This is a genomic window from Frigoribacterium sp. PvP032 (genome assembly GCF_017833035.1).
Lineage (GTDB): Bacteria > Actinomycetota > Actinomycetes > Actinomycetales > Microbacteriaceae > Frigoribacterium.
Genome location: NZ_JAFIBM010000001.1, coordinates 2,805,014 through 2,827,284 on the forward strand (window position 1 = coordinate 2,805,014; position 22,271 = coordinate 2,827,284).

Sequence of the window (22,271 nt, forward strand, 5' to 3'; positions counted from 1 at the left end):
TCACGGCGGTCGTCGATAGCGTAGCGAGCGTGACCGACACCTCCTCTTCCCCCTCGTCCTCCGGCCTCCCCCGAGTCGACGTCGCCGTCATCGGCGGCTCCGGCCTCTACTCGCTGTTCGCGCCCGGCACGGCGACGAGCCACATCGTCGAGACCCCCTACGGGCCGACGTCGAGCGAGGTGACGATCGGCGAGATGGGCGGCAAGACCGTCGCTTTCCTCACCCGCCACGGCAAGGGGCACTCGGTGCCCCCGCACCGCATCGACTTCCGAGCGAACGTCTGGGCGCTCGCCTCGCTGGGCGCGAGAGCGGTCGTGTCGTCGTCCGCCGTGGGCGGCGTCAGCCCCGAGTACCCGCCGGGCACCATGGTCGTCACCGACCAGTTCATCGACCGCACCTGGGGCCGCCCCGACACCTTCTTCGACGTCGAGGGCGGGGTGCAGCACCTCGTGGCGGCCGACCCGTTCGACCCGGTGCTGCGCGCCGCCGCCGTCTCGGCCCTCGAGGCCCAGGGCGAGCCGTTCGCCCCGACCGGCACCTGCGTCGTCATCCAGGGCCCGCGCTTCTCGACCCGGGCCGAGTCGCTCTGGTTCCGCGCCGCCGGGGCGCACACGATCAACATGACGATGTACCCGGAGGTGCCACTCACGCTGGAGCTCGGCATGGGCGCCGTGAACATCTCGTTCGTCACCGACAGTGACGCCGGCCTCGCGCCCGAGGAGGGCCAGGAGGGCACCGACGGCGACGCCGTCAGCCACCAGCTCGTGATGGAGCGTCTCGCCGCGGCCCAGCCGCGCATCGTCGCCGCCATCGAGGCGATCGTCGCGGGACTCCCGGCCGACTACGCGCCGCGTGAGCTGGTCCCGGCGGCCGCGACCGCGGCGGTGCTCGCGCGCCCCGTGCGCTCGGCGACGTCGTGAGCGACGCGACGGGCGCCTCCGTGGCGCCGGGGCTGCTGCTCGTGACGGGCGGCGCCGGCTTCATCGGCTCGGCCGTCGTCGTTCAGGCCCTCGACCGCGGCTGGTCGGTGCGGGTGCTCGACTCGCTGCGCCCCGACGTCCACGGCGGTCCGCCGACGCTCGACCCCCGGGTCGACTTCGTCCACGGCGACGTGCGCGACGCGGCGGTCGTCGACGCGGCGCTCGTCGGCGTCGACGCCGTCTGCCACCAGGCGGCCAAGGTGGGCCTCGGCGTCGACTTCCAGGACGCCCCCGACTACGTCGACAGCAACGAGCACGGCACGGCCGTGCTGCTCGCCGCGATGGACAGGGCGGGCGTCGACCGGCTCGTCGTCGCCTCGTCGATGGTCGTCTACGGCGAGGGAAGCTACCGAACGAGCGCGGGCGAGACCGAGCGACCGGCGCCGCGCCGCATCGCCGACCTCGACGCGGGCGTCTTCGACCCGCGCGACGCCGACGGCCAGCTGCTCGAGCCGCAGCTCATCTCGGAGGACGCCCCGCTCGACCCCCGCAACGTCTACGCGATCACGAAGCTCACGCAGGAGCACCTGTCGACCTCGTGGGCCCGCAGCACCGGCGGTCGTGCCGCCGCCCTGCGGTACCACAACGTCTACGGGCCGGGCATGCCGCAGAACACCCCGTACGCCGGCGTCGCGTCGCTGTTCCGGTCGGCGCTCGAGCGCGGCGAGGCGCCCCGCGTCTACGAGGACGGCGCCCAGCGACGCGACTTCGTGCACGTGCGCGACATCGCCTCGGCCAACCTGGCGGCCCTCGACTGGACGGGCTCGCAGCAGCCCGACTCGTTCAGGGCCTTCAACGTCGGCAGCGGCACCGTGCACACGATCGGCGAGATGGCGGAGGCGCTGGCCCGCGAGGCCGGCGGGCCCGCTCCCGTCGTCACCGGCCAGTACCGCGCGGGCGACGTGCGCCACGTCACGGCGTCGTCGGCCCGCCTCCGGGACGAGCTCGGCTGGAGCCCGGCGGTCTCGTTCGAGGAGGGCATGCACGAGTTCGCGACGGCCCCGTTGCGCGCCGCCGTCGGCAGCTGACGCCGCGCCTGCACGTCTGAGGGACGGCACGGGCCAGTTCGTCGCCGACGGTCCGTCGACACGGACCGTGCGCGACGGACCCGCCCGTCCTCCAGGCCCAGGGAGGCCGGGAGGACCGAGCAGGGTCGGCACCCCCCGTCCGGGGCAGGCTCGGCCCCTCCCAAGGCGGCGTCCGTATCGTCGACAGGATGAGCAGTCCCCAGGTCGACGTCGTGCTCCCCTGTCTCGACGAGGCAGGGGCTCTGCCCTGGGTGCTCGGACGCCTGCCGGACGGGTGGCGCGCGATCGTCGTCGACAACGGCTCGACCGACGGCTCGGCCGACGTCGCGAGGCAGCACGGCGCCCTGGTCGTCGAGGAGGCGCGCCGCGGCTTCGGCGCAGCCGCCCACGCCGGCCTCGAGGCCGCCACCGCGCCGTACGTGGCCTTCTGCGACGCCGACGCCTCGATGGACCCCGCCGACCTCCCGACGCTCGCCGCACCCGTCCTGTCGGGCGAGGCCGAGCTCGTGCTGGGGCGTCGGCGACCGACGACCCGCGGCGCCTGGCCGTTCCACGCCCGCGTCGCGAACCGCGTGCTCGCCCACCTGATGCGCCGCGCCTCCGGCGTCGCCCTGCACGACCTCGGCCCGATGCGCGTCGCCAGCCGCGAGGGACTGCTCGGCCTCGGGCTGCTCGACCGCCGGAGCGGCTACCCGCTCGAGATGGTGCTGCGCGCCTCCGAGGCAGGCTGGCGCATCCACGAGCTCGACGTTCCGTACTCGCCCCGCGTCGGCCGCAGCAAGGTGACCGGCACGATCCGCGGCACCGCCCGGGCCGTGGGCGACATGTCGCGCCTGCTCAGGGAGGCAGGCCGATGACGACCGTCGTGGTGATCTGCAAGGAGACCCTGCCGGGCAAGGTCAAGACGCGCCTGCACCCTCCCCTGAGCCTCGAGCAGGCCGCCGAGGTGGCGGCCGCGGCGATCCAGGACACCCTCGCCGTGGTGCGTCAGCTGCCGGCCACCCGACGCGTCCTGCTCTTCGACGGCAACCGAACGCCCCCCGGCTCCGAAGACTTCGATGTGATGCACCAGATCGGCGGCGGCCTCGACGCACGTCTCGGAGCCCTCTTCGACGAGGTAGACGGCCGCACCGTGCTCGTCGGCATGGACACCCCACAGCTCACGGTCGCCGATCTCGCCCCTGCCTTCGACGACCCGGCCGACGACGTCGACGCCTGGTTCGGCCCGGCGAACGACGGCGGCTTCTGGGCCCTCGGCCTGGAGCGGCCCACCGGCGACCTGCTCCGCGGCGTCCCGATGTCGCAGGACGACACCGGTGCCCACCAGCTGCGCCGCCTCGCCGCGGCCGGCCTCCGAGTCAGGACCCTGCCCGAGCTCGTCGACGTCGACACGATCGACGACGCCCGGCTCGCGGCCGCCGCCGGGCCCGACACCCTCTTCGCGCAGGCCCTGCGCCGACTCGACCCCATCACCGCAGGCAGTCCCGACGCCTCCCGGCCCACCCCCGAGGAGACCCTCTCGTGACCATGACCGCCGACCCCCAGCCCACCTTCGGCTCCGGAGGCGCGGAGCCGTACGCCCGCGCCCTCCGCCGCGAGGGACGCCTCCAGCTCGTCCGCTCCCCCGGCACTGACCGCCAGGGCTCGCGCCCGGTCGACAGCGTCCGTGACGCGGCGGACCACACCGCCGCGGACCACACCGCCGCGGACCTCGACGCGTTCGACGTCGCCCGCTGGAGCCGCGGCGCCGACGTCGCCGACCTCAGCACCATCCTCGACGCCTCCTCCGTGCTCGACATCGGCTGCGGCCCCGCCCGGATGGTGCGCGCCGCCGTCGACCGCGGGCTCGGCACCCTCGGCGTCGACGTCAGCGTCACCGCGGTCGCGATGGCCGTCGACGCCGGGCTGCCCGTCGTGGCGGGCTCGGTCTTCGACGCGCTGCCGGGCGAGGGGACGTGGGACGTCGCCCTGCTGCTCGACGGCAACATCGGGATCGGCGGCGACCCGACCGCGCTCGTCGCCCGCGCCTCCTCGGTGGTCGCCCCCACGGGGTCGGTAGTCGTCGAGACCGCGGCCGACCCGGCGGTCGACGTCGCCTACGACGCCCAGGTCGTCGACGAGCAGGGCCGCGCGAGCGCGACGTTCCCGTGGGCCGAGGTCGGCCGCGAGGCGCTCGGCCGGCACGCCGCCGCCGCGGGCCTGCGCGTGTCGCAGACGTGGTCGGTCGGCCGCCGCACGTTCTGCCGACTCGTCCGCGCCTCCTAGGCCGCCGACCGACGCAGAAGCGACGAACCGACGTGGGAAATCACGTCGGTTCGTCGCTTCTGCGTCGTCCCGGGCTCTGGCCCCGCCCGGGCGACCGATCGGGTCAGGCCGCGCGGCGCGCCTCGCGACGGCGCGCCAGCACGGTCCACACGACCACGGCGAGCGCCGTGACCACGGCGACGACCAGCCAGGCCACCCCGAGCCGGACGCCGTAGTCGAACGGCAGGACGGTCTCGTTCTTCGTCCCGCGGGCCTTGGCGATGATCTCGGGCACGACGACGAGGGACAGCACGACGCCGAGGACGACCCCGACCTGGAGGATGGCGAGGACGGCAGGGCGGATCCGCCGACCGGTCCGGCCGAGGAGGACGGCCACGCCGGCCACGAGCGGGGCGATGATCGCGTCGTGGGCGATGACGCCGCCGATCAGCCAGACGAGCAGCCCGCCGTAGCGCGTCGGCGACACGGTCTCGGTGAGCACCCAGCCGCCGAGGCCGATCAGGGCGACGCCGACGAGGAGGAGCACCGCCCGGGTCACGCGCACTCTGCGTCCCTTGGAGGCGGGGACGGCAGGAACGGCCGACGAGCGCGTCATCAGATCACCTCGATCAGGCTGAGCCACTTGGTCTGCAGGACGCCGGGGCGCCCGGGGGCGATCATCCGGGCGGGGTAGCCGTGCTCGATGTCGAGCCGTCCGCCGTTCACCTCGAGGGCGACGAGCGTTGCGGGGTCGGTGGCGTACTCGGGGCCCATCAGCATGACCCGGTAGCCGCCCTTCGCCTCCAGGCTCGTGACGCGCAGCGACCGGTCGGCGGGCGCCCCCACGAGCGCCATCAGCTCGACCAGCCGCGGGCCGCGCCAGTGCGCGGTCTGGCTCCAGCCCTCGACGCACGAGATGGGGAGGCGCTCGTCGCCCTGGGCCATCGCCTCCAGGTCGGCGGCGGTGAAGGCCATCGTGCGCTCGCCGTGGGCGATCGTGAGCTGCCAGTCGGGGTCCATCGCGGTCTCGAGCACCTTGGCCGCCGAGGCGGTCCGGTTGACCGGCAGGTCGTTCGGGCCGATGCCGCGCTGGCGGGGGCCGAAGGCGTTGAGCGGCTGCAGCGGCGTGAACGACTGGCCGGCGGTCAGCGCGACGACGCCGACGGTGGAGGCGCCGACCGCGCCGAAGAAGCCACGACGCGACACGCGAGCGCGGGCAGGGTCGCGCTCGGGCTCGCGGGCGTCGTCGATCCAGCGCGTGACGCGGCCGACCAGCCCCCTGGGCTGTGGCGCGTCGGTCGGCGCGGCGCCAGCGTCAGGCTGCGAGGTCGAGGTCGGAGCCTCGTCGCGGCGCATCCGCGCGAGCTCGCGCACGGCCTCGTGCTCGGCCCGTGCCGGGTCGAGCTCGCCCGCAGGCTCGACGAACCGGCCCTCGGCGTCGTAGCTGTCGCGGGCCCGCCAGTAGCGCGTGATCAGCGGCAGCTTGACGGCGATGTGCACCGCCAGCGACCCGATGATCACGAACGACAGGGCGAAGTGCACCTGCTTGAACGGGAACGGCCACGGGTACCACTGGTACGTGTTGAGCAGGCCGGTGACGAGCTGCAGCACCGACGTCGCCACGAACAGGGCGATGGAGGCGCGCTCGAGCACCTGCACCGGGTGCCGCACCGGAGGGTGCTGGAACAACTGCGGGAACACGGCGTGCAACTTGCCGAGCAAGAGCGGGATCGACGCGATGCCGGCCGTGATGTGGATGCCCTGCGTCACCTGGTAGAGCCACACGGGCGAGGTGGGGAACCGCATCCACGAGGCGGGCTCCTGCAGGAAGTGGCTGTAGAGGCCGGTGAGCAGGCAGATCAGGAACGCCGCGCCGAGCAGCCTCCCGAGCACGGTCGCCGAGCGCGCGTTCCGCACCGGCGACGACGCCGCGGTGCGGAGGGTGAGGAGCAGGCGTCTCATGGGCTTCATCTCGGCTCGACGTGCGCGGTCGCGGACTCCCAGGCCGGTGTCGACCAGACTGGACAGGTGCGTACTCTATTCGCGGCCGTCGCCGTCACCGGATTGGCGGCGTCCGTGGCGTGGGGCGTTCTCGAGCTCGGATTCCTGCGGGAGGAGCTCCGCGCCTCCTACGTGGTGTGGACGGCGGTGTGCTGGGCCTTCTTCGTCGTGGCCCTGCTGCTGCTGCGTCGGGTGCCCGCCAGGGCGGTCACGGCGCTCGTGCTCGCGGGCACGGCCCTGGTCGGCGGAGCGGCCCTGACGGGCGACCCGAACACGAGCACCGACCCGGCGCGCTACGCCTGGGACGGCATCGTCCAGGTGAACGGCATCTCTCCCTACGCGCACACCCCCGACTCGGGCGAGTTGCGCCACCTGCGCCCCGACTGGATCTTCCCGGAGGCGGCGCCCTTCACCCGGGACGACGGCACGATCGGCGAGCGGTGCAGCCAGCCCGACCGGCAGATCCACCGCGCCTACGACACCGAGACCGGCGACGTGGTCTGCACGGCGATCAACCGGCCGGAGGTCCCGACGATCTACCCGCCCGCCGCCGAGCTGTACTTCGCGGGGGTGCGGGCCCTCGTGGGTCCAGAGGTCGGCTTCCTCCCCCTGCAGCTCACGGGCGCGCTGCTCGTGTTCGGCACGACCGTCGCACTCGTGGTCACCCTGCGGCGTCGCGGCCTCGACCCGCGCTGGGCCGCGCTCTGGGGCTGGTGCCCGCTCGTCGTCGGCGAGGGGATCACCAACTCGCACGTCGACCTGCTGGGGGCAGTGCTCGTCGTCGCGGCCACCCTGCTCGTCGCGACCGGTCGCCGCTGGCGCGGCGGCATCGCCCTCGGCGCGGCCGTCGCGACCAAGCTCATCCCGGCGATCTCCGCCCCTGCCCTGCTGCGCCGGCAGCCCGCGAAGGTGGTCGTGGCCTCGATCGTCACGTTCGCCCTGCTCTACGTGCCGTACGTCGCGACGACCGGCTGGCAGGTGCTCGGCTACCTGCCGGGCTACCTCACGGAGGAGGGCTACGAGGACGGCTCCCGCTTCGTCTTCATGTCCGCGTTCATGCCCGAGGCGTGGACGACGCCCGTCGTCGCGCTGCTGCTCGCCGTCACGGCCGCGCTCGTCTGGGTGAAGACGCCGGTCGACAGCCCCTGGCTCGGCCAGCTCGTCATGATCGGCGTGGTGCTCGTCGCCGTCAGCCCGCGCTACCCCTGGTACGCCCTACTGCTCGTGCCGTTCGTCGCGCTGACGGGGCGGTGGGAGTGGCTCGCGATCCCGCTCGCCCTGCTCGTGCGGCAGCTCGAGCCCTACATGGCCCTGCAGCGGGCGTCGCTGGCGACCGCGGTGCTGGTCATCCTGCTCGTGTCGATCTGGCGGGCCGGGCCGGGGTGGTCGGAACGCCTGGCGGGCGTCGTCGTCACCGACGCACGTCGAATGCGGCGCCTCATGACTCGCCGAACCGCAGCAGCGGGCCTTACTGGCGATTGATGCCGTGCGTGCGGAGTTCGCCTAGGCTCGGGGCATGAGCGAGACCCTGTACCGCGTCAGCGAGGCCGCCGCCCTGGTCGGCGTCTCGGACGACACCGTGCGCCGGTGGGCGGATGCCGGACGGCTGGCGCTCGTGCCGGGCCCCGGCGGGCGCCTCGCCGTCGTCGGCTCGGAGCTGGCCCGCGTCGCGAGCGAGCAGGCGGCGCACGCCGCGCCTCCTCGCGGCGGTGCGGGAGGCGACGCCTCTGGCGCGGTCGTCAGCGAGCGCAACCGGTTCACGGGCATCGTCACGGCGATCGTCCGCGACACGGTCATGGCGCAGGTCGACGTGCAGGCCGGGCCGTTCCGCGTCGTGTCGCTGATCAGCAGGGAGGCAGCCGACGAGCTCGGCCTCGAGGTCGGCAGCCCGGTGGTCGCGAGCGCGAAGGCGACGAACGTGAGCGTGACGCTCGGCCGGCTGGGCGAGACGGCACCCACGAACGACGACCACGACGAGAACGAGAACGAGAACGACCGATGACGATCCTCAGCCGCGGCACCCGCGCCTCCTCTGGTCGCCCGCTCCTCGCGCGCGTGCCCGCCGCCCTCGCCGCCGGCGCTGCCGCGCTGCTCGTGCTGAGCGCCTGCTCCTCGGGAGGCGCGGGCGACGACCCGACCGCGTCCGACACGGCCGTCGCGAGCCCGACGGACGCCCCGACCGGCGAGATCACGGTGCTGGCTGCCGCCTCCCTCACCGAGACCTTCGACGCCCTCGCGGCCGACTTCGAAGACGCCAACCCGGGGACGACCGTCACCGTCAGCTACGGCGGCAGCTCGGCCCTCGCCCAGCAGATCGTCGCCGGGTCGCCCGTCGACGACTTCTTCAGCGCCAGCACCGCCACCATGAAGACCGTGACCGACGCTGGCCTCGCCGAGGGCGAGCCCGAGACGTTCGCGCGCAACGCCCTGGAGATCGCCGTCCCCGCCGGCAACCCCGGCGACGTGACGTCGCTGGCCGACCTCGCCTCGCCCGACGTGAAGGTCGCCCTCTGCGCGGCCGAGGTGCCCTGCGGGGCCCTGGCCACGACCGTGCTCGAGGCAGAGGGGGTGAGCGTCGCCCCCGCGACGCTCGAGCCCGACGTGAAGAGCGCCCTGACGAAGGTCGAGCTCGGCGAGGTCGACGCCGCGCTCGTGTACGAGACCGACGTCGCGGCGGCCGGCGACTCGGTCGAGGGCATCGAGGCCGGCGACGCGTCCACCCCGACGACCTCGTACCTGGCCGCTCGCCTCGCCGACGCTCCGAACCCCGAGCTCGCGGAGGCGTTCCTCGACTACGTGCTGTCGTCGACCGGCCAGGACGCGCTCGCCGATGCCGGCTTCAGGGTCGGCTGACCTGGGCGCCGTGGGCCTTCCTCCCGACCAGCGTGACCGCAGGCTGCTGCCTGATCGGCGCGTCCCGCGTGATCGACGTCAGCTGCGCGACCGGCGCCTGCCCGTCGCCGTCCTCGTGCCTGCGCTGTTCGGGCTGGCGCTGCTCGTGCTGCCGGCCGTGGCGCTGCTCGTGCGCGCCCCGTGGTCGACCCTCGGCCAGCGGCTCGCGAGCGAGACCGTGCTCGACGCCCTGCGGGTGTCGGTCACGAGCGCGCTGCTCGCGACCGCGATCAGCCTGCTGCTGGGCGTCCCGCTGGCGTGGCTGCTGACGGCCAGCGACGCGTGGCCGGCAATCTGGCGGCGCCTCCTGCGAGCCGTCATCACGGTGCCGCTCGTGCTGCCGCCCGTCGTCGGCGGCATCGCCCTGCTCTACCTGCTCGGGCGCAACGGGCTGCTCGGCCGCCCGCTCGACGCGGCCCTCGGCATCACGATCCCGTTCACGCTCGCGGCCGTCGTGATCGCACAGACGTTCGTCGCGATGCCGTTCCTGGTGCTCAGCGTCGAGGGAGCGCTGCGCGGCGTCGACCGCGGGCTCGACGACGCGGCCGCCTCGCTCGGGGCGTCGCGCTGGTACGCGTTCCGGCGGGTGACGGTGCCCCTGGTCGCCCCCGGCGTGAGCGCGGGAGCCGTGCTCTGCTTCGCACGGGCCCTCGGCGAGTTCGGGGCGACGATCACCTTCGCGGGGACGTTCCCCGGACGCACCCAGACCCTCCCGACGAGCGTCTACCTGGCGCAGCAGAGCGACCCCGAGAGCGCCGTCGCGATCTCGCTGCTGCTGCTGGCGGTCGGGGTCGGCGTGCTGTTGCTGCTGCGTGACCGGTGGCTGACGACGGGGACGCGGTGAGCGGGGACGGCGCGGGCGAGGGCGAGCTCGGCCGAAGCGGTGGGGGCGGCGTGGGCGAGGGCGGGCTCAGCGCTCAGCTGCGCGTCGCCCGCGGCTCGTTCGCGCTCGAGCTCGACCTCGACGTGGCCCCCGGCGAGGTCGTCGCCCTGCTCGGCCCGAACGGCGCGGGCAAGTCGTCGGCGCTCGGGGCACTCGCCGGGCTGCTGCCCGCTGACGGGGCGCGGGTCGTCCTCGACGGACGCCTGCTGGACGGGCCAGGTGCAGACGACGGGCCGGTCGCCCGCGTCCCCGCCCGCGACCGTCGTGTCGGCACCGTTTTCCAGGACCACCGCCTCTTCCCCCACCTCAGCGCCCTCGAGAACGTCGCCTTCAGCCCCCGAAGCAGGGGGGTCTCGGCCCGCGCGGCCCGCGAGCTGGCACTGGCCGAGCTGCGCAGGGTCGGCCTCGGCGACCTCGCGGGACGCCGCCCGTCCGAGCTCTCCGGCGGCCAGTCGCAGCGCGTGGCGGTGGCGCGCGCGCTGGCGGCCGACCCGCGCCTCCTGCTGCTCGACGAGCCGCTGGCGGCCCTCGACGCCGAACAGCGACCGGCCCTGAGGGCGGCCCTCGCGGACGTCCTGCAGGAGGTGCGGGTCGCGACCCTGCTCGTCACCCACGACCCCGTCGACGCCGTCGCGCTCGCCGACCGCGTCGTGGTGCTCGAGCGCGGCGTCGTGGTGCAGCGCGGGACGCCGACCGAGGTGCTCACCGATCCGCACACCTCGTACGTGGCGTCGCTGACCGGCGCGACCGTGTGGACGCCGGCCGAGACCGCGGCGACGGCCTCCGGGGCTCGTGCCCTGCTGCCGGGCGGGCTCGTCGTCTCGTCGGAGCGGCCGCTCGCGGACGGCCCTGCGCGGGTGTCCGTGCCGGTCGACGCGGTGACGCTGACAGGACTCGACGGGCCTGCAGGAGGCGCGGCGCCCGTCCCGATCCCGGCGCGCGTCGTGAGCGTCGAGCAACGCCTCTCGCGGCTGGCCGTCACGGTCGTCACCGACCAGGGGTCGCTCTCGGCCGTCGCGGAGCTGCCTCTCGCGACCGCGGACGGAGCCCGGCTGCGACGCGGCGACCGGGTCGGGCTGCTGCTCGACCCTGCACGCGTCACGATCGCGTGAGTTCGTGAGCGCCGGGGCCGTACTGCGTGATGAACCGCGAACCGAACGATGAACCGCGATCTTTCGCAGTTCATCGTTCGGTTCGCAGTTCTTGCCGACCGACAGCGCGGCGGCGCACGGCGACGTCGCCTACGCTCAGGGGATGACGGTCTCGCTCGGTCTGCCCACGATCCCCCGGCGCCTCGCCGCGGGCGAGACGGCCGGGGCGAGCGCCTCGCTCCCCGCGCGTCCCGGCTCGGACTCGGCCCCCGGCCTGCTCGACCGCTTCGGCCGGACGGCGACCGACCTGCGCGTGTCGCTCACCGACCGCTGCAACCTCCGCTGCACCTACTGCATGCCCGCCGACGGCCTGCCGTGGCTGCCCAAGGACCAGGCCCTCAGCGCCGACGAGATCGTCCGACTGGTGAGCATCGGGGTGCGCGACCTCGGCGTCCGCCAGGTGCGCTTCACCGGCGGGGAGCCGCTGCTGCGCGCCGATCTCGTCGACATCGTGCGGCGGGTCGCCGAGATCGACCCGCGGCCGGACATCTCTCTCACGACCAACGCGATCGGCCTCGCGCAGCGTGCCCGCGCCCTGGCCGACGCCGGGCTCGACCGCATCAACGTGTCGCTCGACTCGCTGCACGCCGAGACCTTCGAGACCCTGACGCGCCGCCCGTTCCTCGACAAGGTGCTCGCCGGCGTCGACGCCGCGGCGGCCGCGGGCCTCACCCCGATCAAGATCAACGCCGTGCTGCTGCCCGGGGTCAACGACCACGAGGCGGCCGACCTGCTCGCCTGGTCGCTCGACCGGGGGCACGAGCTGCGCTTCATCGAGCAGATGCCGCTCGACGCGGACCGGACCTGGCACCGCGCCTCCTTCGTGACGGCCGACGACATCCGAGGCCGTCTGGCGGAGCGCTTCGTCCTCAGCCCGCACGCCGCACCGCGCGACGGTGCACCCGCCGAGCGGTTCGACGCGGTCGGCCTCGGCGCGGAGGCCCACCTCGTCGGCACCGTCGGCATCATCGCGTCGGTCAGCGAGCCGTTCTGCGGCGACTGCCGTCGCACCCGCCTGACCGCCGAGGGAGGCGTGCGCAGCTGCCTCTTCGGCGACGCCGAGACGGGGCTCCGCGACCCGCTGCGCGCCGGGGCGAGCGACGCCGAGCTCGCCGACCTCTGGCGCGGCGCCATGTGGGCCAAGCCGGCCTCGCACGGCATCGACAGGGACGACTTCGTCCAGCCCGTCCGCACCATGAGCGCCATCGGAGGCTGACCGTGACCCGCACGACCCTGAGGTTCTTCGCCGCCGCCCGCGCCGCCGTCGGCCGTGACGAGCAGGTCGTCGAGGTGCCGGACGGCGAGAGCGCGACGATCGGGCGGCTTCTCACCGAGGTGCGGCCCGTCGAGGGCACGTCGGCGGCCGACTGGCGCGACGTGCTGCTGCGCTGCTCGTTCCTGGTCGACGGGCTCACGACGCGCGACCGCGAGCAGGTCGTGGCCGACGGCGACGTGGTCGACGTGATGCCGCCCTTCGCCGGCGGGTGAGCCGGGGATGCTGGCTGGGCCCGGCCGGCCAGCCCTCCCTGAATCCGAGACAGATCCGCGATCGCGGGGCCGTTCTGCCCCGCGCCTGGCACTCGCGTGAGGCGGATCACTCTCAAATTTCGAGGCTCACCCTGGCGAGAGCGGGGCGGGGCGCGGGAGGCGGCTCGCCGCGGGTCAGGGGCGGGCAGCCGAGGAGGCGCGCAGCTGCCAGCCGAGCATGCCCCCGTCGAGCACGGCGACGTCGAACCCGTCCGCGACGAGCAGCTCCGCGGCCGCCCGGGCCCGCGGGCCGCGGGCGCAGTACGCGATGACGGGCAGCTCCGGATCGAGCTCGGGCCGCTGACGGGTGCGGACGCCGAGACCGGCCGCGAGGACATCGCCCGGCAGGTGCGCGAAGTCGTGCTCGTCGGGCTCCCGCACGTCGAGCAGCGTGAACGCGGCCTCGCCGGCGTCTCGTGCCGCGAGCAGCTCGGCGAGCTCGTCGGCGGAGACGTCCGGGCTGCGGGTGCCGGTGGGCTGGGCCGCGAGGGACTCGCCAGAGCCGGCCCGCGCCTCCTCGTCGGGAGTGCTCGCCGCAGCCCGCGCAGCAGCCCGTGCGTCGGCACGCGCCGCGGCACGGTGCGGCGCCCGTCGGAGGCGGCTCTCGCGCCACGAGGCCGTGCCCGCGTCGATCGTCACGACGCGGCCGAGCAGGGGCTCGCCGACGCCGGTCACGAGCTTGACGACCTCGCTGGCCATCACGGAGCCGACGGTGCCGCAGAGCGGCCCGAGGACCCCGACGTCGGCACACGACTCGTCCCAGCCGCCTGCCGGCGGCGACGGGTGGAGGTCGCGGTAGTCGACGTCACGGCCGTCGGGGGCGGCGTCCCAGAAGACGCTGACCTGGCCGTCGAGCCGGGCGACGCTGCCCCAGACGACGGGCAGGCCCCTGGCAGCGGCCTCGTCGGCGACGACGTAGCAGGTGTCGAACGAGTCGCTGCCGTCGACGACGACGTCGTACCCGTCGAGGATCGCCGCGGTCTCGGTCGTCAGGCGGACGGGGTGCACGACGACGTGCGTGTCGGGGGCGGTCGCGCGCACGCGCTCGGCCGCGATCCGCGCCTTGGGCAGCCCGACGTCCCCAGGTCCGAAGAGCACCTGACGCTGTAGGTTCGACCGGTCGACGACGTCGTCGTCGACCACTCCCAGCGTCCCCACACCCGAGGCTGCGAGATATTGGACAGCCGGAGATCCCAGACCGCCGGCGCCGACGACCAGCACGCGAGCCGCGCGCAGTCGGGCCTGGGCCTCGAGGCCGAAGCCCGGCAGCCGCACGGTGCGCGACCAGCGCTCGTCGGCCTCGTCCGTGGCCGCCGGCCCCGACGGGCCCGACGCGACCGAGACGAGAGGGGGCAGTGACGACATGGCAGACCTCCGGAGAACGGCCGCGGACGACACGACCCCGCCCACAGTAACCCGCGCCCCCGACGGCGAGCAGCCGCCGACGCGCTCGTCGCTCGCGCGCCTCCTGGGCCGTCGTCACGTCGACGCGGTGCTGATCGGCGTGCTCGCGACGCTGGTCTCCGGTGCCTTCCTCTGGGTGCCGTCGGTCTGGTACGACGAGGCCGCGACGGTCGTCTCCGCCACCCGCACCTGGGGCCAGCTCTGGGCCATGATCCACACCGTCGACCTCGTGCACGCCGCCTACTACGCGTTCATGCACCTGTGGTTCGACGTGTTCCCGTACTCGCCGACCTCGCTGCGGGTGCCGAGCGCCCTCGCCACCGGCGTCGCGGCCGGCCTCACGGTGTCCCTTACCCGCATCCTCGTGAACCGGCGCACCGCCGTGGTCGCCGGCCTGCTCTTCGTCCTGCTGCCGCGCGTGACATGGATGGGCGGCGAGGGCCGCTCGTACGCCCTCTCGGCGCTCTTCGCCGTCGCGCTCACGCTCGTGCTCGTCGTGGCCGCCCGGCGCACCGCCGAGGACGGCCACGCCCGCACCCGTCGGTCGATCGCGCTCTGGTGGGTTGCCTACGCCGTGCTGGCCGTCGTCGCCTGCGCGTTCTTCCTGTACATCGCCCTGCTCGTCGTCGGGCACGCCCTCACGATGCTCGTCCGGGTGCTGCGCGACCGACGCGACCACGCCGCCGAGCGGGCGGCCGTCGACGAGTGGGCCCGCACGGGCGCCGTCGCCGTCGTGCCCGAGCCGGGCTCCCGCTCCGGCTCCGTGCGGTCGTCGCGCCGGGCCCTGCTCGGCTGGTTCGCCGGGGCCGGGGTGGCCGGCCTCGCGAGCCTGCCGCTGGCCTGGTTCATCGCGTCGCAGAACAGCCAGGTCAGCTGGATCGAGCGCCCAAGCTTCAGCACGCTGCGCGGCGTGCTCGTCACGCAGTGGTTCCAGGGCAACGAGAACTTCGCCGTCTTCGCGCTCGTCTGCGCCGGCGCGACCCTCGTCGTGCTGGCGCTGCGCCTCGTGCCCGCCGCGCGGGGCTTCGCCGAGGTCGTGCTGCCCTGGATGATCGTGCCGACCGTCGGCCTCGTGGGCGTCTCGCTCGTCGTCGACCCGCTCTACTCGCCGCGCTACCTGACCTTCGGCACGCCCGCCATCGCGATGACGATGGCCGTCGCGATCGCGGCGATCCCCTGGCGTCGCGTGATCGCACTGGTGCTGCTCGTCGCCGTCGTGCTGACCTCGCCGTCGTACGTCGAGCAGCGACAGCCCGAGGCGAAGGACTCGTCGGCCTGGGACCAGGTCGCCGACCTCGTCGCCGGCGAGCGGGCGACCGAGGCTCCCGGCACCCGCGAGGGCGTCGTCTTCGGGCCCGTCCGACGCCACCCCAAGGCGACGTCGCGCATCATCCAGGACACCTACCCCGAGGCGTTCCGCGGCATGTCCGACTTCACTCTCGAGACGCCCGGCTACGAGACCGACGGCCTCTGGGAGACCCAGTACCCGCTCGGCGACGTGCTCGACCGCACCGACGACCTCGACGTCGTGTGGCTCATCACCAGCGACAAGCAGGACTGGCGGCCGCGCGTCACCGAGCAGCTCGGCTCGGTCGGCTTCACGCTCGACGAGGAGTGGGGCCTGACCCGCACCAACGTGCTCAAGTTCACGCGCTGAGGCGACGCGAGCCGAGGAGGCGCGGATCGGCCGTGCGGACCAGGCCGCGCCCCCGAGGGCGCGAGCGGCGAGCGAGGCCGCGCCCGCGCCTCCTAGTCGGTGATGACGCGGGCGCCGTGCACCGGACCCGTCGCCCGCACGACCGTGAGGCGGGCCGCGCTGAGCGCTATCTGCAGCTCGAGGGCCCCGTCGAGGTCGGGCGCCAGGAACGCGACGGTCGGCCCGGAGCCCGAGACGATGCCGGCGAGCGCGCCGTTGCCCTCGCCGAGCTCGAGCACGCGGCCGAGCCCCGGCTCGAGGTGCAGGGCCGGCGCCTGGAGGTCGTTGTGCATCACGTCGGCGAGCAGCTCGGCGTCGCCCGCCCGGAGCGCCTGCAGCACGCCTGTGTCGACCACGGGCTGACGCACCGGCGTGATGTCGCTCGAGTGGCGCAGCCGGTGCTCGTCGAGCTCACGGTAGACGGTCGGCGTCGACAGCCCGAAGTCGGCCAGGGCCAGCACCCACTGGAACTGCCCCTTGGCGAGGGCCGGGCTGAGCTCGTCGCCCCGGCCGGTGCCGACGGCGGTGCCGCCCGCGAAGGCGAACGGCACGTCGGCGCCCAGCTCGGCCGACAGCTTGAGCAGGTCGTCGCGGCCGAGTCCCGTGCCCCAGAGGGCGTCGCAGGCCAGCAGCGTCGCGGCCGCGTCGGCCGAGCCGCCGCCCATGCCCCCGGCGACGGGCACCGCCTTCTCGATGCTGAGGTCGACGCCGCCCCGGTAGCCGGTGGTCGCCGCGAGGAGGCGGGCGGCGCGCACCGCGAGGTTGCTCTCGTCGGTCGGCACCCCCGAGACGTCGACCCCGGGGCCTGCAGTCACGCGGACGGTGAAGTCGTCGGCCCGGCGCGCGCGCACGTCCTCGTAGAGGGACACCGCCTGGTAGGCCGTCGCTAGCTCGTGGTAGCCGTCGTCCTGCAGGTCGCCGACTGCGAGGAACACGTTGATCTTGCCCGGGGCACGGGTGTGGACCACGGTCGGGCCGGCCACGGAGCTCATGGACCCAACCTAGTCAGTTCTGTCGGTCCCCCATGACCCGGAACGCCCTCGTCATCGCCTCTCGAGCAGGCTCGACGCGCTCGGGCAGCCGGAGGCGGCTCTGCGTGAGGCTGACTGCGCACTTGCCCGCGGCACCCGGCGAGACCCGGAGCTCGAGGCGCACGTCGCCGTCGAGGCGCCAGCGGGCCGTCGGGTGAGCCGCCGAGCGGCCGGTCTCCTCCGGCGCTCCCCCGGCGAACTCGGCCAGGCGCTCGACGGCGAGGTCGAGCAGCTCGAGGGGCTCGCCGCGCAGGCTGCGGCTGACCGCGACCGCGAACGTGCCGTCGGGCTGCTGCCCCGGCAGGGGCATGCCGCGCGCCTGCTCGTAGCGCACCGTGATCGACTGGGCCCACCAGTCGGCGACCTCGTGCTCGTCGACGAGGAGGCGCGCGATCTGCGCGTGGGACAGCCGCGTCGCGTCCGCCCCGTCGAGCAGGGCCAGCCACTGCTCGATGCTGCGACCCGTGCCCGAGGCCAGGCGCGCGTCGCTGATGACCGCGGGTCGCTGGCTCAGCGCGTCGCCCGGGCGAGTGCCAGGAAGTCGTCGACGGTCAGCTGCTCGCCGCGCTCGGTCGGCGAGAGGCCGGCGGCCACGAGGGCGTCGGAGGCGGCGGCCGACGAGCCGTAGACGCTCGACAGCGACTGGCGCAGCATCTTGCGGCGCTGCTGGAAGGCGGCGTCGACCAGCTCGAAGACCGCGAGCCGTTCTTCTTCGGTGCCCCGCGCCTCCTTGCGGTCGAAGGCGACGAGGATGCTGTCGACGTTCGGCACCGGCCAGAAGACCTGGCGGCTGACCTGGCCCGCCGTCGAGAACTCGCCGTACCAGGCCGCCTTGATGCTCGGCGAGCCGTAGATCTTCGAGCCGGGCTCGGCGGCGAGGCGCAGCCCGACCTCGGCCTGGACCATGACGAGCCCGCGGGTCAGGGTCGGGAAGTGCTCGAGGAAGTGCAGCAGCACCGGCACGCTGATGTTGTAGGGCAGGTTGGCGACGAGGTGCGTCGGCGCCGAGGGCAGCTCGACGACGCGCATGGCGTCGTCGACGACCACCGAGAGATCGGCCGCGGGCTGCAGCAGCGACACCGTCGTCGGCAGCTGGGCGGCGAGGCGCTTGTCGATCTCGACGGCGACGACGTGCGCGCCGGCCTCGAGCAGGCCGAGGGTCAGCGAGCCGAGGCCGGGACCGATCTCGACGACGGAGGTGCCGGCCGAGACACCGGACGCGGCGACGATGCGCCGCACCGTGTTGGCGTCGTGGACGAAGTTCTGGCCGAGCTTCTTGGTCGGCTGGATGCCGAGCACGTCGGCGAGGTCGCGGATCTCGGCGGGGCCGAGCAGGGTCGAGCGCGACATCAGCCCTCGACCGTCACGGGCTCGTCGGTCCACGAGCCGTAGACCAGCTCGGTGTTCGACGAGATCTGCGCGGCGAGCATCGAGACGTCGGTGCCGATCGTCTCGGCCATCGACCGCAGCGTGTGCGGGATGAGGTACGGCGCGTTCGGCCGCCCGCGGAACGGCGTCGGCGTCAGGTACGGGGCATCCGTCTCGACCATGACCAGGTGGCGCGGCAGCTGCACGAGGGCCTCGCGGAGCGGCGCGGCGTTCTTGAACGTCACCGTGCCCGCGAACGAGGCGTACCAGCCGTTCTCAGCGAGGATGCTCGCCAGCTCGGGGCCGCCGCTGAAGCAGTGGAACACCGTGCGCGCCGGGGCCCCGAGCTCGAGCAGCAGGTCGACGACCTCGTCGTGCGCGTCACGGTCGTGGATCTGCAGGGCGAGGTCGTGCTTCTTCGCGATCTCGACGTGCCGGGCGAACGACTCGAGCTGCGCGTCGCGGCCCTCCGCGCCAGTGCGGAAGAAGTCGAGGCCCGTCTCGCCGACGGCCCGCACGCGCGGGCGTGCCGCGAGCTCGTCGATCTCGTCGAGCGCGTCGGCGAGCTCGCCGCGGGCCGCGAGGAGGGGCGCCTCGTTCGGGTGGATCGCCACGGCGGCGAGGACGCGGGGCTCGCGGGCGGCGATGTCGGCCGACCAGCGCGAGGTCTCGAGGTCGGTGCCGACCTGGACGACGCCGCGGATGCCCACGCTCGACGCGCGGTCGAGGTGCTCGCGGTAGTCCAGCGCGTTCTGACCGTCGGCGATCTCGAGGTGCGTGTGGTTGTCGTACACGGGCACGACGAGCGCCTGCGGGCTCGGCGGGTAGGTCAGGTCGCGCGTCTGCCCGCCCGACTCGGTGGAGGAGCGGTGACGGACGTGCGTCGGCGCCGCGTCGCCGCGGCTGCTGCCGCTGCGCTCGTCGCTGCCGTCGCCGCTGCGCTCGTCGGTCATCATGCGGCCGGCTCGGGCTGCTCGATGCGCGGGAAGAGCCCCGCGGCGAGGGGCTGCACGGTCGGGGCGCTCGACCACTCGGCGGCACGGTCGACGGGCTGGCTGGTGAGCTCGCCCTGGCCGATCGCCTCCCACAGGGTGCGGGTGGCGGTGGGCATGAACGGCGACAGCAGCACGGTGAGCGTGCCGAGGCCGCGGAGGGCGGTGGCGAGCACGGTCGCGAGGCGCTCGCGCTGGTCGTCCTTCTTGGCGAGGGCCCAGGGCTCCTGCTCGGTGATGTAGCCGTTGAGCACGTCGACGAGCTCCCAGATCGACGAGAGGGCCTCGTTGATCGCGAAGCGGTCCATCGCGCCGTCCGCGGCGGCCGTGACGCGCAGCTCGGTCTCGCGGACGGCGAGGTCGGCAGAGGTCAGCTCGCCCGCGACGGGCACGGTGCCGTCGAAGTAGCGGGTGATCATGGCGATGACGCGCGAGGCCAGGTTGCCGAAGCCGTTCGCGAGCTCGGCCTGGTAGCGGGCCGAGATGTCCTCCCACGAGAAGTTGCCGTCTTGCCCGAAGGTGATGGCGCGCATGAAGTAGTAGCGGAACGCGTCGGCGCCGAAGACGTCGGTGATCTGCTGCGGCGCGATGCCGGTCAGCTTCGACTTCGACATCTTCTCGCCGCCGACGAGCAGCCAGCCGTGGCCGAAGACGGCCTTCGGCACTGGCAGGCCCGCGGCCATCAGCATGGCGGGCCAGATGACGGCGTGGAACCGCGCGATGTCCTTGCCGACGAGCTGCACCGCTGGCCAGCGACGGTCGAACTGCTCGTCGTCGACGCCGTAGCCGATGGCCGTGACGTAGTTGAGCAGCGCGTCGAACCAGACGTAGACGACGTGCTTCTCGTCCCACGGGACCTTGACGCCCCAGTCGAAGGTCTGACGCGAGATCGAGAGGTCGCGGAGCCCCTGCTTGACGAACTGCACGATCTCGTTGCGGACGTTCTCCGGCTGCACGAAGTCGGGCTGCGACTCGTAGAGGTCGAGCAGGCGCTGCTCGAAGTCGCTCATCCGGAAGAAGTAGTTGCTCTCCTTCAGGAGCTCGACGGGCTTCGAGTGGATCGCGCAGACCTGCTCGCCCTCGAAGGCCCCGGTGCCGTCGACCAGGTCGGCGGGCTGCTTGTACTCCTCACAGCCGACGCAGTAGTAGCCCTCGAACTCGCCCTGGTAGATGTAGCCGTCGTCGTGGAGCTTCTGCAGGAACCGCTGCACGCCCTTCTCGTGGCGCTCGTCGGTCGTGCGGATGAAGTCGTCGTTGCTGATGTCGACCGTCTCGAGCAGCGGCTTCCAGGACTCGGTGACGAGCTTGTCGGCCCACGCCTGCGGCGTGACGTCGTGGCTGGTCGCGGTGCGGAGGATCTTCTGGCCGTGCTCGTCGGTGCCGGTGAGCAGCCAGGTGTCGTCGCCGCGCTGGCGGTGCCAGCGGGCGAGCACGTCGGCTGCGACCTCGGTGTAGGCGTGGCCGATGTGCGGCACGTCGTTGACGTAGAAGATGGGCGTTGCGATGAAGAAGGAGTCGCCGGCGGGCATGGGCTCCATCTTAGGTGCGGCCGCCGACGCCGTGACGCGGCCCGCGCCTCCTCGGCTGCCGCCCTCTTCGCGCACTCGAGGCCACCTCCGTCCCCTCTCTGGGTTCGGCGGGTTCCTGTCGCCCGCGGCGGGTCCGCGCTGACCCGCCGGGCACAGCGGGAACCCGCCGCACCTCCTTTCCGCATCGCTTCTCCCCATGCCTGCCGTCGCGCGGATCGTGCACAGCTGCCCTGCCGGGGCCGCGCGTCGCGTCGCGCCGGCCGCCACGATCGCACCGTGGACTCCTCCGATCTCGTCATCGCGACCTCGCGTCAGCTCGCCCGGCGCGGGGTCGACAGCTCTGCGCTGTCGAGGCTGACCGCTCGTGGAGAACTGATCCGGGTGTCGCCGGGCGCCTACGCGGAACGGACGGCCTGGGGCGAGCTGGGCGACAGGGACAGGTTCGTCGCCGTGGCCCGCGGCATCGTGGCGACCCGGCCCGGCGAGCTGCTGATCAGCCACCGGTCCGCGGCCGTGCTGCACGGACTCCCCGTCGTCGGCGGCCTGCCCCGACGGCTCGACTCGCTGCGGTCGGACGTCGGCGGCGGCCGGTCGGAGACGAGCATCGCTGCACACCGGTCGGCGGTGCTGTGCGAGCCCGTCGAGCTCGGCGACTTCTGCCTCACCTCGCTCGAGCGGACCCTCGCCGACGTCGCGCTGGCACATCCGCTCGTCGTCTCGGTCGCCATGCTCGACCACGCGTTGTTCCACGGGACGACGACGCTCGAGGCGGTCGAGGCCGAACTCGAGCCGAGGAGGCGGCACCCTGGTTCCAAGAGGGCCCTCGCCGCGCTCGGGGTGGCCACCGCCGGCTCGGAGTCCCCGCTGGAGTCACTGGTGCAGGTGCGGTGCTTCGAGGGCGGGTGGGAACGGCCCGAGCAGCAAGCCCCGCTCCCGCTGCTCGGCGGACGGCGGGCGTTCGTGGACTGCCTGTGGCGAGGGCGCACGCGGAGGGCGGGGCCGGGCCTCATCGTCGAGGCAGACGGCCGGTACAAGTACGGGCCGACCGCGCAGCTCATGACCGGGGACGAGCACTGGAAGGACAAGGTCCGTGAGGACGACCTCCGCGAGCAGGGCTTCGACTTCCGCCGTCCGACGTGGGACCGGGCCTGGAGCCGCTCCCAGTTCGAGGCCATGATGCGGGGCACAGGCGTACGCCGCACGCTCTGAGGCACCGGCCTCCTCCACGTCCGGGTCCGGGGCCGGGTCCGGGTCCGGGTCCGCGTCCGTGCAGTGCACGCCCGAAGTCGGCGGGTTCCCGAAGCCGACGGCGGGCTGCAGCTGGAGTCGGCGGGTTCCCGAATCCGACGGCGGGCGGGCCCTGACCCGCCACGGGCCACGGCAGCCCGCCGCCTCTCGAGGACTCGGCAGCACGACGTGCTCATGAAGTCGGCGGGTCGTAGTCGCCGACGGCGGGCTACAGCCGGAGTCGGCGGGTTCCCGAAGCCGACGGCGGGCGGGCCCTGACCCGCCACGGGCCACGGGAACCCGCCGACATGGCAGCCA

The 22,271-nt window shown here is 73.9% G+C and carries 22 protein-coding genes; 14 read left to right on the plus strand and 8 right to left on the minus strand.

The window, feature by feature from the left end:
- Positions 1-29: 29 nt before the first annotated feature.
- From JOE35_RS12885 to JOE35_RS12905, 5 genes are all read left to right on the plus strand, one after another.
- Positions 30-920 (plus strand): MTAP family purine nucleoside phosphorylase, encoded by an 891-nt coding sequence (locus tag JOE35_RS12885; protein WP_209561397.1) that lies wholly within the window; start codon positions 30-32, stop codon positions 918-920.
- A 20-nt stretch (positions 921-940) separates the two neighbouring features.
- Positions 941-2,008, plus strand: coding sequence for an NAD(P)-dependent oxidoreductase (locus tag JOE35_RS12890; protein WP_209562065.1), 1,068 nt, complete (start codon positions 941-943; stop codon positions 2,006-2,008).
- 188 nt (positions 2,009-2,196) lie between these two features.
- Positions 2,197-2,865: a glycosyltransferase family 2 protein gene (locus JOE35_RS12895; RefSeq protein ID WP_209561398.1), complete on the plus strand. Its 669-nt coding sequence runs from the start codon at positions 2,197-2,199 to the stop codon at positions 2,863-2,865.
- Positions 2,862-3,533: a DUF2064 domain-containing protein gene (locus JOE35_RS12900; protein WP_209561399.1), complete on the plus strand. Its 672-nt coding sequence runs from the start codon at positions 2,862-2,864 to the stop codon at positions 3,531-3,533. The genes JOE35_RS12895 and JOE35_RS12900 overlap by 4 nt, the downstream gene beginning before the upstream one ends.
- Positions 3,534-3,535: 2 nt before the next feature.
- Positions 3,536-4,273 carry a bifunctional 2-polyprenyl-6-hydroxyphenol methylase/3-demethylubiquinol 3-O-methyltransferase UbiG gene (locus tag JOE35_RS12905; protein ID WP_209562066.1) on the plus strand — a complete coding sequence of 246 codons (738 nt, stop codon included), beginning with the start codon at positions 3,536-3,538 and terminating at the stop codon, positions 4,271-4,273.
- A 103-nt stretch (positions 4,274-4,376) separates the two neighbouring features.
- On the opposite strand, the gene JOE35_RS12910 is transcribed toward JOE35_RS12905, so the two are convergent.
- Both JOE35_RS12910 and JOE35_RS12915 read right to left on the minus strand, forming a co-directional pair.
- On the minus strand, positions 4,377-4,817 hold the full coding sequence (locus tag JOE35_RS12910) for a hypothetical protein (protein ID WP_209561400.1): 441 nt from the start codon (positions 4,815-4,817) through the stop codon (positions 4,377-4,379).
- Positions 4,818-4,867: 50 nt separating this feature from the next.
- Positions 4,868-6,214, minus strand: a complete 1,347-nt coding sequence (locus JOE35_RS12915) for a molybdopterin-dependent oxidoreductase (RefSeq protein WP_209561401.1) — start codon at positions 6,212-6,214, stop codon at positions 4,868-4,870.
- Positions 6,215-6,280: 66 nt separating this feature from the next.
- On the opposite strand from JOE35_RS12915, the gene JOE35_RS12920 reads away from it, so the two are divergent.
- From JOE35_RS12920 to JOE35_RS12950, 7 genes are all read left to right on the plus strand, one after another.
- Complete coding sequence (locus tag JOE35_RS12920) at positions 6,281-7,735, plus strand: glycosyltransferase 87 family protein (RefSeq protein WP_209561402.1); 1,455 nt, start codon at positions 6,281-6,283, stop codon at positions 7,733-7,735.
- Positions 7,736-7,769: 34 nt separating this feature from the next.
- Positions 7,770-8,255, plus strand: a complete 486-nt coding sequence (locus JOE35_RS12925; RefSeq protein WP_209561403.1) for a molybdopterin-binding protein — start codon at positions 7,770-7,772, stop codon at positions 8,253-8,255.
- Positions 8,252-9,106 (plus strand): molybdate ABC transporter substrate-binding protein, encoded by an 855-nt coding sequence (modA, locus tag JOE35_RS12930; protein WP_209561404.1) that lies wholly within the window; start codon positions 8,252-8,254, stop codon positions 9,104-9,106. Before JOE35_RS12925 ends, modA begins: the two co-directional genes overlap by 4 nt.
- Before the next feature lie 10 nt (positions 9,107-9,116).
- The gene (locus JOE35_RS12935) at positions 9,117-9,989 is read left to right on the plus strand and encodes an ABC transporter permease (RefSeq protein WP_307803081.1); all 873 of its coding nucleotides are present in this window, start codon (positions 9,117-9,119) and stop codon (positions 9,987-9,989) included.
- Positions 9,986-11,140 carry a sulfate/molybdate ABC transporter ATP-binding protein gene (locus JOE35_RS12940; protein ID WP_209561406.1) on the plus strand — a complete coding sequence of 385 codons (1,155 nt, stop codon included), beginning with the start codon at positions 9,986-9,988 and terminating at the stop codon, positions 11,138-11,140. Before JOE35_RS12935 ends, JOE35_RS12940 begins: the two co-directional genes overlap by 4 nt.
- Before the next feature lie 142 nt (positions 11,141-11,282).
- Positions 11,283-12,395 carry a GTP 3',8-cyclase MoaA gene (moaA, locus tag JOE35_RS12945; RefSeq protein ID WP_209561407.1) on the plus strand — a complete coding sequence of 371 codons (1,113 nt, stop codon included), beginning with the start codon at positions 11,283-11,285 and terminating at the stop codon, positions 12,393-12,395.
- A gap of 2 nt (positions 12,396-12,397) precedes the next feature.
- A complete protein-coding gene (locus tag JOE35_RS12950; RefSeq protein WP_209561408.1) occupies positions 12,398-12,667 on the plus strand; it encodes a MoaD/ThiS family protein in 270 nt (89 codons plus the stop codon).
- A gap of 174 nt (positions 12,668-12,841) precedes the next feature.
- On the opposite strand, the gene JOE35_RS12955 is transcribed toward JOE35_RS12950, so the two are convergent.
- Positions 12,842-14,071, minus strand: coding sequence for a ThiF family adenylyltransferase (locus tag JOE35_RS12955; RefSeq protein WP_209561409.1), 1,230 nt, complete (start codon positions 14,069-14,071; stop codon positions 12,842-12,844).
- On the opposite strand from JOE35_RS12955, the gene JOE35_RS12960 reads away from it, so the two are divergent.
- A complete protein-coding gene (locus JOE35_RS12960) occupies positions 14,070-15,767 on the plus strand; it encodes a hypothetical protein (RefSeq protein WP_209561410.1) in 1,698 nt (565 codons plus the stop codon). The genes JOE35_RS12955 and JOE35_RS12960 overlap by 2 nt on opposite strands.
- Positions 15,768-15,859: 92 nt before the next feature.
- Here JOE35_RS12960 and JOE35_RS12965 read toward each other — a convergent pair whose 3' ends face one another.
- The 5 genes from JOE35_RS12965 to metG form a co-directional block, all read right to left on the minus strand.
- Positions 15,860-16,798 (minus strand): 4-(cytidine 5'-diphospho)-2-C-methyl-D-erythritol kinase, encoded by a 939-nt coding sequence (locus JOE35_RS12965; protein ID WP_209561411.1) that lies wholly within the window; start codon positions 16,796-16,798, stop codon positions 15,860-15,862.
- 13 nt (positions 16,799-16,811) lie between these two features.
- Positions 16,812-17,147 (minus strand): hypothetical protein, encoded by a 336-nt coding sequence (locus JOE35_RS12970; protein ID WP_209561412.1) that lies wholly within the window; start codon positions 17,145-17,147, stop codon positions 16,812-16,814.
- Between the two features lie 200 nt (positions 17,148-17,347).
- Positions 17,348-18,187: a 16S rRNA (adenine(1518)-N(6)/adenine(1519)-N(6))-dimethyltransferase RsmA gene (gene rsmA, locus JOE35_RS12975; protein ID WP_209561413.1), complete on the minus strand. Its 840-nt coding sequence runs from the start codon at positions 18,185-18,187 to the stop codon at positions 17,348-17,350.
- On the minus strand, positions 18,187-19,161 hold the full coding sequence (locus tag JOE35_RS12980; RefSeq protein WP_245186111.1) for a TatD family hydrolase: 975 nt from the start codon (positions 19,159-19,161) through the stop codon (positions 18,187-18,189). The genes rsmA and JOE35_RS12980 overlap by 1 nt, the downstream gene beginning before the upstream one ends.
- Positions 19,158-20,726: a methionine--tRNA ligase gene (gene metG, locus JOE35_RS12985; RefSeq protein WP_209561414.1), complete on the minus strand. Its 1,569-nt coding sequence runs from the start codon at positions 20,724-20,726 to the stop codon at positions 19,158-19,160. Before metG ends, JOE35_RS12980 begins: the two co-directional genes overlap by 4 nt.
- A gap of 276 nt (positions 20,727-21,002) precedes the next feature.
- On the opposite strand from metG, the gene JOE35_RS12990 reads away from it, so the two are divergent.
- The gene (locus JOE35_RS12990; RefSeq protein ID WP_209561415.1) at positions 21,003-21,935 is read left to right on the plus strand and encodes a type IV toxin-antitoxin system AbiEi family antitoxin domain-containing protein; all 933 of its coding nucleotides are present in this window, start codon (positions 21,003-21,005) and stop codon (positions 21,933-21,935) included.
- The last annotated feature ends 336 nt before the right edge of the window (positions 21,936-22,271 follow it).